The organism is Eggerthella sp. 1_3_56FAA (assembly GCF_000185625.1).
In the GTDB taxonomy this organism is placed as follows: domain Bacteria; phylum Actinomycetota; class Coriobacteriia; order Coriobacteriales; family Eggerthellaceae; genus Eggerthella; species Eggerthella lenta.
This window is the reverse complement of sequence record NZ_GL622581.1, coordinates 273,048-283,769: the sequence shown is the minus strand read 5'-3', so window position 1 is coordinate 283,769 and position 10,722 is coordinate 273,048. Positions and strand designations below refer to the sequence as shown.

The following is a 10,722-nucleotide window of genomic DNA, read 5'->3' as shown; positions in this document are numbered from 1 at the left end:
CCGCGTCCCCGCTGACCCGCCGCCCCTCCGGGCCGCCGTGTCCCGCCGGGCCGCTTTCTTGTCCGTGTTTCACTACCCGCTGCCGGCGGCCAATGCGCAAAATTCGCGCAGGATTGCACAAAAAGCGGCGACGTTCGATGGTGAAAGGGCCGTTCGAGCGGGACGGAGGGCTTCGCATCTCGGACGGGTTCCGGGCTCGAGTTTCCCACCTGCGGTTTTGTCGAGATCCCTCGATCGGCGCTCCCTCGGCTTTCTTCAAGGAATCAAACGTCGCGGTTTTTTGTGCGAATCGCAGCCTGGAAGATGCATCGAAGGTCAGTCGTACCCTATTGGGAGGCCGAGCTGTCTGCGGAGTTTCAGCTTCCTCGAGTGGTAGTTTGCCACGCGCACCTGCGATCGCTTTCCGAGGTGCTTGCGGATCCTGTCCGCGATCGCATCGGTGGCGACTAGGCTGTCCAGCTCGTCATTGGTGACGGAGACGACGGTCCATCCCATGGAAGCGAGCGCATTGGTTCTTCGGGAGTCCTCGATGCGCTTCTCTTCCCCGGAGTGCGATTCCCGACTTTGGTACTCCACATCAAGCTTCGCTTCCGGCCAGCATAGATCGCACCGGAAACACGATTTGCCCGTGAGCGCTTGTGCGGCCGGGTTGGCTTTCACCTCGTAGTTCATGCGGGGAATGCCCAGCCCGTATCCGCCGTACATCATGGGCAGGCCGAGGAGGATGGCTTTCTTGGTCTCGCGCGGGGAGGCCGAATTGTCGGCGACATAGCGCAAGGCTTTCGCGGCTTTGGCTGCGCCACGAAGCGACGGATTCCGGGCGGCGAAGTCTGCAAGGGAGCGGACTGAGGACAGGGGTTCGACCTGATAGGCGGACGACGTGCCGGTTCGTTTGGTTTGATAGGAGCCACACAGCTCGTAACCGAGTTCGAGCAGCGCGATCATGCTGTCTTCTTGGGCTGCGATATGCACGAAGGCGAGGGGTGCGGAGCTTACGTACGCGCCGTTGCCGAGCCGGTGAAAGGGGTGTCCGTGCAAGGTCGTTTTGCATACGCGCACCGTGAAAGCGCTTGTAGATCTGCATTGGGATACGCGAGACACCAGAAGATGCGCAGGCTGTTCGAGCATCATGGATGGGTGCAACGTTTCGAGCGATTCGAGGGCCTGCCGAAAGGCGCACATGCTAGGCGCTCGATCCGGCATCGTGTGCGCTCCGCTGCGCAAAAGGGTTCGCTCTCGCGGGCCGGTCGTGCGCAGGATCTGCAAAGCGGTTTCGTATCCGAAGCATATCGAGGGTGAAGCCACCGCGCCTCCTCAGTGCCCTTGGGTTGAGAGGATCTTACGGGCGTGGTAGGGGAAACGAGGGCACGGTTTCCGCAATGGGCCGCCTCGTGAGGAGGGGCGCTCGCACTGGCTCTTTGTTGCCGATATTCTAGCACGCGAAAGGCGGTGCGGGAATGCGAGTGCAGCAAGATGCAAGCGACCGACGGCCAGGCCGACAGCCGGTTCCATCTTGCCGCCACGATCGGGTGCGCGCCTATTCGGCCGCATCGGCGTTTAGCGCATCCCCCTCTTCCTCGATGGCCTGCACCTCGATCACTTCCATGATGAGGCGACCGAAATCGGGCGCGGTGGCCGAGGTGATGACGGGCCCGCCGATCTTCTTCTCGGCTGCTTTGCGCGCGATGCCCGCCACCTCGCCGCCTGAGCGTGCGACCTCGCGGTGCTCGGGGAGGCTTTCAGGGTCGGTCGCTCGCTCGACCTCGGCCGTGGTGGCTTCCGCCAGCGTGCTCAAAGCTAGCTCTAGGTCGCTCATGTTGTCGCGCAGGCTTTCGTTGGCGAGGCCTTTGAAGGTTTTGTACTCGCGGGCGGTCAGATCCGACCAGGCGTGATATATGTCGTTGGTCAGGATGGCGTATTCGGAATTGGTTTTCACGCCGCGTTCTCGCCATTCGAACGTCAGGTTCTTCCTCGCGCGAATGGAGAACAGGGGCTGGCTGATCCAGTCCTCGGTGTAGCCTTTGCGGCGGTAGTACTCGATGGCGCGTTCGATGGCGAGCTCGGGGTCGAACATTTCGTCGATGCGCTCTTTGCCGACCTGTGCGAGCCACAGCTTGAACGGCTCGGCCTTGGGCGAGGGGATGGACCGGACGAGGCGCAGGATCTGCTCGGTGGTGCCGGCATCGGTGCGGTAGAACTATTGTCTTCCGCAGACTGCGTTTTCAGTTGGCTGCATTCTGCAACCAACCGACCGCCTTCCTCTTCGAGGCGATGCTTGAGCGCTCTCCGATAGGTGCGAGCTTCGGGGCTTTCCGTCAACATCGCCATCGCGTCCATGATGGAAAAGTTCCCGACTTATGCGCTGCTCTGCCATGAAAAAGGCCGAAAAAGGCAATGTCCGTGACTTATGTGCGCTCCGAAAGGCTCCAACCTTCTCTTTTTTGCGGCTCTCGCAATTCAAAAGATTCTGTGACCAGGTATTTCCCTGATCACGTTCACGATGAGGCGCGCAGAAGTCTAAGACTTGCTTGGCGGAAGTGCGCATAAGTAGGGGACATTGCCGTTTTCGGCCTTTTCCATGGCAGAGCGCGTTTCACTGCCGGTTTTGCCGTTTGGGCTTGGAGCGAAAAGAGGGTGCGTGCGGTTGCGGCTCTCGAAATGCGGGTTCCCGCGTTTGCCTTGCGGTACAATACCCTCTATGAGCGAACCGGCATCCATAGTGATCATCGAGGACGACGCCGACATCAACGAGGTGGTGGCGGTGCATTTGCGCCGCAACGGGTTCGCTTGCACGCAGGCCTTCTCGGGCAGCGAGGGGCGGCTGCTGCTTTCCGGCTCCGAGCCGTTCGACCTCGTGATCACCGATCTCATGCTGCCGGGCATGGCGGGCGAGGACGTGGTGCGCCTCGTGCGCGCCCGCGGCGACATGCCCGTCATCGTGATGTCGGCGCGCACGACCGCCGCCGACAAGGTGGCGCTGCTGAAGCTGGGCGCCGACGATTACCTGACCAAGCCCTTCGACCTCGACGAGCTGCTGGCTCGCGTGCAGGTGCAGCTGCGCCACGCCGACGTTCGCCGCGCATCCGCGTCCGGCGCGCCTTCCGACGAGCGCCTCCCCGAACCCGCCGCCGCAACCGCGATGCGCTACAAAGACTGGACGCTCGACGTCGACGCCCGCACGCTTTCGGTGCGGGAAGAACCCGTGCGCCTCACGCGCCTTGAGTTCAACATCCTCGAAGCCCTCGTGCGACGTCCGCGCAAGGTGTTCACGAAGCGCGAGCTGTTCGAGATCGCATGGAACGAGGAAAGCGCGGTCGAGGAGAAGGCCATCAACGTGCACGTCAGCAACATCCGCAGCAAGCTGCGCGCCGCGCATTCGGCCGGCGAGATCGAAACGGTATGGGGCATCGGCTTCAAGCTGGCCGAATGAGCGGTTCGCTTGCCGTCGCGCGCATTCTTACAACTTTCTTAACGTTTTCGGGAAGGTTCCCTAACGCCTTCTCCGTATCGTGGATGACAGAGCGTTCACGGCAGGAGTAGGCGGGATTGCTGCAGCGAGCCGCATAACCTTGAAGGTTCTGAGGGTTTGAGCTAAGCGGCCTGATGGGCCGTGTGCGAAAACTCTCAGCTTCTGAAAGGCTAAGCGGACGTTGCGGCAAGCCGTCAGGAAGGAGAATCGCGTGCTGGCAATTGAAACGCGAGGCCTGTGCAAGGCTTATCGCGGTCGCAACGTCGTCGACGGGCTAGACATGCACGTCGCCCGCGGCGATATCTACGGTTTCGTCGGCCGAAACGGCGCAGGAAAATCGACCACGATGAAGATGATCTGCGGGATGATTCGCCCCACGAGGGGTGAGGTGCGTCTGTTAGACCGCCTGGTTGCCGACCCGTCGGGCAGCGCTGAGTACAGCGAGGCCGTCCGCATCGGCGCGTTGGTGGAAAGCCCTGGACTGTACCCCAACATGACCGCGTTCGATAATATGCGCTGCAAGGCTATTGCGCTGGGCATCGTGGACGATGTGGGGGAAATCGAGCAGCTGCTGAGCGTCGTGGGGCTGGGTTCTGCGGGCGGGAAGCGAACGGAGAATTACTCTATGGGCATGAAGCAGCGCCTCGGATTGGCGTTGGCGATGCTGGGCTCGCCCGACGTGCTGCTGCTGGACGAGCCGATGAACGGGCTGGATCCCGAGGGCGTGCGCGAGATGCGCAACCTCATCATCCGCTTGAACGAGCAGCGCGGCATCACCGTGGTGGTGAGCTCGCATGTGCTGGACCAGCTGGGGCGCATCGCCACGCGCTACGGCGTGATCGACGCGGGTCGGATGGTATGCGAGATGACGGCGAACGAAGTGACCCAGGCGTGCGGCGATTACCTGGTCGTGCGCACGGCTGAGCCGGAGCGCACGCTGGCGCTGCTGGCCGAGGCATATCCTGGTATCGCCTGCACGGTGTTGCCGGACGGGACGCTGCGCTTGCGGGGCGTGTCGGAGGAGCGCGCAGCGCTCGACGCGACCGTGTTCGGCACGTTCCTGGCTGCGAACAATATCCCGGTGTACGAACTGCGTGTCCACGAGCGTGATTTGGAAGACTACTTCCTCGAACTCATGGGAGGGGATGCTGCTCATGTTTAAGTACCTGCGCATGGATGCATATCGCCTGATCAAGACCAAGACGCTGTATGTAGCGCTCGGTATTATCCTCGCGGCGGTGGCGTTTTCGGTGTATATGATGAGCACGGCGGCCATGCCTGACCTTAGCGCGACGGGCGGGGAAGGCCCCTCGTCGATGGCGATCCAAAACGGCAAGGAGCTTGGAAGCTTCACGCAGACCCAGTCCGGTCTGTGGATCTGGACGACGGTCCTCCTCGTCTCCGTGGTGGTCGCCCAGTTCTTTGCGCTTGATTTCTCAAGCGGTTTCGTGAAGAGCCTGCCCCTGTCGCGACGGGATCGCTTGGACTACTACGGCGGGAAGATCGTGTTCGTCGTCATGCTCTCGACGGCGTTCTCGGTGTTCGGTATCGCTGTGTTCGAAATCCTTCTCAAGGCGGCAGGGTTCGCGTACGCCCATGCGGATTCGGTCCCGGAAATCGCCGTCTGGTACGGGTTGCTGCTGCTTGTCCTTTGGACGTATGGAATGCTGGCCGCGACGGCAACCTGGTTGACGCGGAGTAGGGGTGTGGGCATTGTCGTCACACTGCTCGCGAGCACTTCCGTTGCATGGGAGCCCCTCGCTCGCGCAGCGGAATGGCTTCCGTACGGCAGCTGTGCGCTGCTGGTTCAGGGCGGTCAGGCGCTGCTGGCGTCGCCGGGCGACATAGGCCATATCCTCGTCTCGTGCGGCACGGTGCTGGTGGCGTGCGTGGCGGTGGCGCTGGGCGTGTGCGCTCGAAAGGACGTGTAGGAACATGAACGGGTTCGTGCTGGCCGGTGTCGCGATTGCGGCGTTCGCCGCGGGGGCGGCGCTCGTCTCCTTCCGATACGAGCGGGAGCTGCGGCGCATGGCGCGATTCCTCGACCAGCGCGAACCTACCGGCAATGCCCGCATGACGGCGTTCGTGCGCACGCGCGGCGTGCTGGGCATCGCGCGCGGCGTGAATGCGGAGTTGGACGAGCTGCAAAACGAGCGCATCGCTTCCCAGCAGGCGCGCCAGGCGTTCCAAGCGGGGCTCACGTGCCTGTCGCACGACATCCGCACGCCGCTGGCCGGGGCGCAGGGCTACCTGCAGCTGGTGGAGGACGAGGCCGATCCCGCGGCGAAGGAGCGCTACTTGAGCGCCGCCGCCCATCGGCTGGACGACGTGCGGGTGCTGCTGGACGACCTGTTCTCGTTCGCCCAGGTGCACGATCCGTCGTTCGAGGTGGCGTACGAGCCGGTGCGTCCGGCCGACGTGCTGGGAGACGTGCTGGCCGGGCTGTACCCGCAGTTCCGCGAGCGGGGCTGGGAGCCGCGCGTGCTGCTGGACGACGAGGCGGTCGTGCAGGCCGATGCCGAGGCGCTCGCGCGCATCTTCCGCAACTTGACGGCGAACGCGCTTCGCCACGGTGCGGCGGCGCCCGTCATCGAGCAGCGCGGCGGGTGCGTGACGTTCGCGAACCTCGTGGCCGATCCGGCGGCGATCGACATCGACCGCCTGTTCGAGCGCTTCTATCAAGGAGGCGGCGCCCGATCGAGTGCGGGCGCCGGCCTCGGCCTGGCCATCGTCTCGCAGCTGGCTGCCGCCCTGGGAGCCACCGTCGCCGCTTCTCTCGAGGGGGGCGTCCTCCGCGTGACCGTAGAACTGCAGTAGCCGGCGTATCGGGTGCCCCGGCGACACCGGCTCAGCCGGTTCGCTTGAAGCTGTCGATGCAGGCATCCAGCACGTCGCGCACGACGCGCGGCGCACCGGGACGGACGTGGGCTCCGTAGGCGAGGGGCGGCCACTCCATGGGGCGCGCTTCCAGCGGCGGGCATATTTTCGAGATGTTGGAATGGTTGAAGAACGATACGGCGTCGCCTCGAAGGCAGTCCATGGTGAGCTTCTCCCTGAAAATGGATTCCTTCACCACGTTGTCTCGCGCGAAAAAGGATTCGAACTCGTGCAGCTCGGGAACGTCGCGATAGTCCGCTCCTGCGTACACCGTGATGTTTTCGAGCAGGTCGGTGGATATCGTCTCGCGCTTCGCCAAGGGGCTTTCGGGGGAGAACACGCAGTAGTATTTCTCGCGCGACAGCGGCGTGAACGAGGCTCCCATCTGCCGCAGCGCAAGCGAGTCTGTAGAGAAGAAAAGATCGAACAGCCCCTGCGCGAACCCTTCTGCCGCGTCGCCGTACGAGGTTTCCACGAAGTCGATTTTGAGGCGGGGATGCGTTTGCGCCATCTGACGAACCGCTTCCATCATGAAGGGGTGGACCTGCCACCAGACTCCGATCGTCACGCGCTCGGCCGGTTGCTCCTCCGCGACGGATCGCCCTTCTTCCCTCGCCTTGTCCAGGATGTCGAGAGCCTCTTTCGCAGCCCGATAGAGAACAAGCCCGGCATCGGTGGGGCGCACGCCGCTCGGGCCTCGCTCAAGGATGCGGTAGCCGAGCTCAGCTTCGAGCGAGTTGATCCTTTGGGCGAACGAGGGCACGGAAAGGAACTGGCCTTTCGCCGCTTTGTTGAAGCTCCCCAGCTCCACTGCGGCTGTGAATGACCTCAGCTGGACATCGTTCATGGCGCCTCCCCGTTTCTTCCCCTGTATAAGGCATTGCCTTATACCCAGATTACCATACTTGAAATATGCAGGGTATTGCACGGCCTGTATGATTGGTGATGCTCCGATTGAATCGGAGCCATTCGAAGACGCGTCGGATGGGGAGCTTCCTGCAATGGTTTCACCGTTGATTGCATGTCGGGTTTCGACTCGACGGTTCAAATTATTGAAAGGAACAAAGGGATGGAGCGTATAGAAGGGGATCTCTCTCGCCGGGGGTTCGTCGGTGCCGCTTTCGCCGGCGCGATGGGCATTGCTGCCTCATCGGTGTTTTCGGGATGCAGTGCGGGCGGCTCGTCGGCTGCTGACGGCGATTGGACGGAAACGTTCGACGTGGTGGTGGTCGGCTCGGGCGCAGGCGGGCATGCGGCAGCCATCGAAGCTGCCAAGGCAGGCGCGAAGGTCGTCCTTCTGGAGAAGGAGAACGGTCTCGGCGGCGATTCCGCGGTATGCGACGGCATCGTTTCCGGATGGGGCACCCGTTTGGCGAAGGCCCAGGGCATCGATGTTTCACCGGACGAGATCTACGACTGGTTCATGGCGCATTCCGAGTGGTTCGGTGCGATCGATCCTGAGGTGGCCCGTTTGAACGCCGACAAGTGCGGCGAGACCATCGACTGGCTCGAAGAGCTGGGCGTCCCGTTCGAGGAAGAGGTCGGCCCCCGCATGAGCTACACCGACTTGCCCGTCGTTCACCAGGTGGTGGGCAAGGGCGGCGCGATGGTGAGTGCCATGACCGCGGCTGCCGAAAGCGCCGGCGTCTCCATCGAGACGAAAACCGCCGTCACCAAGCTCGTGAAGGACGCTGACGGCCGCGTTGTGGGCATCGAGGCTATGAAGGGCCGCGAGCCTGTTCGCATCAAGGCCGAGAAGGGCGTGGTGCTGGCTACGGGCGGCTATTCGGGCAGCACCGACATGCTGGTTGCCCTGTGCCCTGCGAACAAGAACCTGAAGGCTTCGGGTGCCGCGGGACTGACCGGCGATGGCTTGACGATGGCGTCTGACGCCGGCGTGTTCACCACACGCACCTCATGGCAACCGCTGATGAGCCCGGTGGCCGGCGCGGCCACGAAGTCGCCCGTGCTCATCGACTACTCCGAGCGCCTGAACGGGCTTCTGCTCGACGAGAACGGCGAGCGCTTCTGCAACGAGGGCCGTCAGTATTTCGGCAGGGCTCTTGCGATCGACGTGCTGGCGAAGCAGAACGAGCAGGATGGCAAGGAAGTCGTTCTCATGATTCCCACGACGCCCGAGCTGGAGAAGCTGCTGAGCGTGCGCGAAATCGTGTGGCCTTGCGGCGACACCGTCGAGGAGGTCGCCGAGCAGGTGGGCCTCGATCCGGCGAAGGTGAAGGCGACGGTGGAGCGCTACAACGGGTTCGTCGAGGCGGGTCTCGACGAGGATTTCGGTCGAAGCGGCGAGCACCTCGTTCCCATGACCGGCCCGTTCTATGCGGCTCCGGTGACCGTGAGCACGTCGATGACCATCGGCGGCGTCAAGATCAACACGAACGGCGAGGCCCTCAAGCTGGCAAGCTCCGGCAAGGGAGACGTGACCTTGGAGCCGGTACCCGGTCTGTACGCCACGGGCGAAGTGTGCGAATGGAACTGCGCGAGCGGTTGGACCGTGCTGAGCGCCGTGACCATCGGCAGGATCGCCGGGCAGAACGCTGCGGCGGAAGGTTCTGCTTCGTAAAACGATCCGTTTCGCAAGAGCGCCAGTCGGCACTCGATCGCGCGGGTTTCGAGAAAAGGGCGCCCACCCCCTCCGGGCGCCCTTTTCGCTATGCTGTGCGACCTGCGAGGTTCCGTCCGCCGGCAGCATTCCGTTGTGCGATTCTGTCTTCGATGTTGCGTTTCGAGCGCCTTGGGACGACTTGTTCTCTTGAGGAGCGCGTGTTCTGCAGCGTTTCTCCTGGTCGCGTAGGATTAGGGAGCCAGGCGGTGCAAGTTGAATGCAGCATTCCTGTAAAAATCGAGCGCTCCCGTCGGCATCCGCTGCAGCGGCGGGTTTGCGGGGTTCCGTTCAACCGGTGCCGCCGTCGGGGTGGCTCGGTGTGGGGAAGTTCCCGAGTTATGCGCACTTGTGCCATCGAAAACAGCCTGAAAGCACCATGTCCCCGACTTATGTGCGCTTTTGAAACGGCTTGTGGCCGCGAAGTGAACCATGGTGAACTTCTGGCCTGGGATTATGTTGCACGGCGTGTCGCGAATGGGCCTGCAAAGGCCGAATCGGCGTGGCGGAGGTGCGCATAAGTCGGGAACATGGTCGTTTTCTTCCGATTTCGCTGACGGAGTGCGATTCGCGAGCCCCGCGCTCCAGCCGCCACTCCACTTGCAGCCGCCAGGGCGGCTTGCGACGCCCTCGGCAAGAGGACCCTTCCTCGAAATATCTTACTGAAAAGATCATGTTCGTGCTTCCGGTTTGCTAGAATGAAGCGTCGGATAAGACGGGTGACGCGCGTTTTCGCAGGACAATGCCGTCATTCGAGGGAGGCGCGACCCTTTTGCGGTGCCGCTTGGGGGAAACGCGCCCGTTGGAGGGAAGGATGGGAACCATGGGGGATGAGCCGATCGAGCGTCCTGAGCGCGAAGAAGCGCGTTCGGGTGAGGCGGAGCGTGCCGTCAAGGAGGTGGGATCCGCGAAGTCGGCCCGCGATGCGGATGCCGCCGGCAAAGAAGGCGCGGAGCCGTACAAGCCCGGCTCGTTCGAAGGGGGCATCGTCGAGTTTCCCTCCGGGGACGAGCCCGCCGTACCGCCGCGCAAGCGCTTGCCGCTTGTGCTGGCGATCATCGGCCTGGTCCTGTGCTTCACGGGATCGCTCGCGCTCGTGGGCGCGGCGTGCGGCGCCGTGTCGCTCGGGCTGTTCGTGCGCGACAGGAAGGCTACGGAGGGCTCGCCGGTCCTCGCCGCCCCGAAGGCGACGCTCGGGTTGGCGGCGTGCTCGTTGCTGCTGGGTATCACGATCATGGCGGGCATGGCCTCCGGCGACGATGCGCAGGTGCAGCAGCCCGACCAGCCGGCTTCGCAGCAACAAGAGGCGCTTCTGGAAGCGGCCGAGGAGCACGAGCTGAGCTTCGTCGTCGAGGCCGCCGGCGAGGAGGACGTCCCCGCTTCCGTGACGGTGCTGGTGACCGGCACGCAGGCCGACGGCACAAAAGTGAGCGATTCGCACAGGGCAGCCCTCGGAAAGACGTACGTGCTGGCGTATCCGGCGGGCTCGTACACGTTCGAGGTGTCCGCGTCCTCGCTCGAGGCGGGCGACGTGCTGTTCAAAGCCGAGCGCGTCGAATGCACGTTCGACGGATCCGCGGACCGCACGGTGCGCATCAAGGTGTCGCAAGACGCCGCCGCCATGCAGAAGGCGCAGGAGGGGAAGGCTGCTCAGGAGAAAGCCGCGCAGGAGGAGGCCGAGCGCCAGAGGGCCGAGGAAGCGGCGGCTGCCGAAGAGGCTGCCGCCGCCGCGGCCGCCGAAGAGCAGGCTGCTGCC

The 10,722-nt window shown here is 63.6% G+C and carries 9 protein-coding genes; 6 read left to right on the top strand and 3 right to left on the bottom strand.

The window, feature by feature from the left end; translation table 11 throughout:
* Positions 1-315: 315 nt before the first annotated feature.
* Positions 316-945, bottom strand: coding sequence for an endonuclease domain-containing protein (locus HMPREF1023_RS15520; RefSeq protein WP_114519586.1), 630 nt, complete (start codon positions 943-945; stop codon positions 316-318).
* Between the two features lie 592 nt (positions 946-1,537).
* A complete protein-coding gene (locus tag HMPREF1023_RS11455) occupies positions 1,538-2,074 on the bottom strand; it encodes a hypothetical protein (protein ID WP_009306484.1) in 537 nt (178 codons plus the stop codon).
* A gap of 624 nt (positions 2,075-2,698) precedes the next feature.
* Here HMPREF1023_RS11455 and HMPREF1023_RS11450 point away from each other — a divergent pair.
* From HMPREF1023_RS11450 to HMPREF1023_RS11435, 4 genes are all read left to right on the top strand, one after another.
* The gene (locus HMPREF1023_RS11450; protein WP_009306482.1) at positions 2,699-3,430 is read left to right on the top strand and encodes a response regulator transcription factor; all 732 of its coding nucleotides are present in this window, start codon (positions 2,699-2,701) and stop codon (positions 3,428-3,430) included.
* Between the two features lie 250 nt (positions 3,431-3,680).
* Positions 3,681-4,631 carry an ATP-binding cassette domain-containing protein gene (locus HMPREF1023_RS11445; RefSeq protein WP_009306481.1) on the top strand — a complete coding sequence of 317 codons (951 nt, stop codon included), beginning with the start codon at positions 3,681-3,683 and terminating at the stop codon, positions 4,629-4,631.
* Complete coding sequence (locus HMPREF1023_RS11440; RefSeq protein WP_009607865.1) at positions 4,624-5,400, top strand: ABC transporter permease; 777 nt, start codon at positions 4,624-4,626, stop codon at positions 5,398-5,400. The genes HMPREF1023_RS11445 and HMPREF1023_RS11440 overlap by 8 nt, the downstream gene beginning before the upstream one ends.
* A gap of 4 nt (positions 5,401-5,404) precedes the next feature.
* On the top strand, positions 5,405-6,286 hold the full coding sequence (locus tag HMPREF1023_RS11435) for a sensor histidine kinase KdpD (protein WP_009306479.1): 882 nt from the start codon (positions 5,405-5,407) through the stop codon (positions 6,284-6,286).
* Positions 6,287-6,317: 31 nt separating this feature from the next.
* On the opposite strand, the gene HMPREF1023_RS11430 is transcribed toward HMPREF1023_RS11435, so the two are convergent.
* Positions 6,318-7,193, bottom strand: a complete 876-nt coding sequence (locus HMPREF1023_RS11430; protein WP_009306478.1) for a LysR family transcriptional regulator — start codon at positions 7,191-7,193, stop codon at positions 6,318-6,320.
* 222 nt (positions 7,194-7,415) lie between these two features.
* Here HMPREF1023_RS11430 and HMPREF1023_RS11425 point away from each other — a divergent pair, with 222 nt between their 5' ends.
* Together HMPREF1023_RS11425 and HMPREF1023_RS15765 are read left to right on the top strand one after the other, a co-directional pair.
* Positions 7,416-8,927, top strand: a complete 1,512-nt coding sequence (locus tag HMPREF1023_RS11425) for an FAD-dependent oxidoreductase (RefSeq protein ID WP_009306477.1) — start codon at positions 7,416-7,418, stop codon at positions 8,925-8,927.
* 862 nt (positions 8,928-9,789) lie between these two features.
* Positions 9,790-10,722 (top strand): hypothetical protein (locus HMPREF1023_RS15765; protein WP_232228717.1); only part of this gene is annotated, 933 nt, incomplete at its 3' end.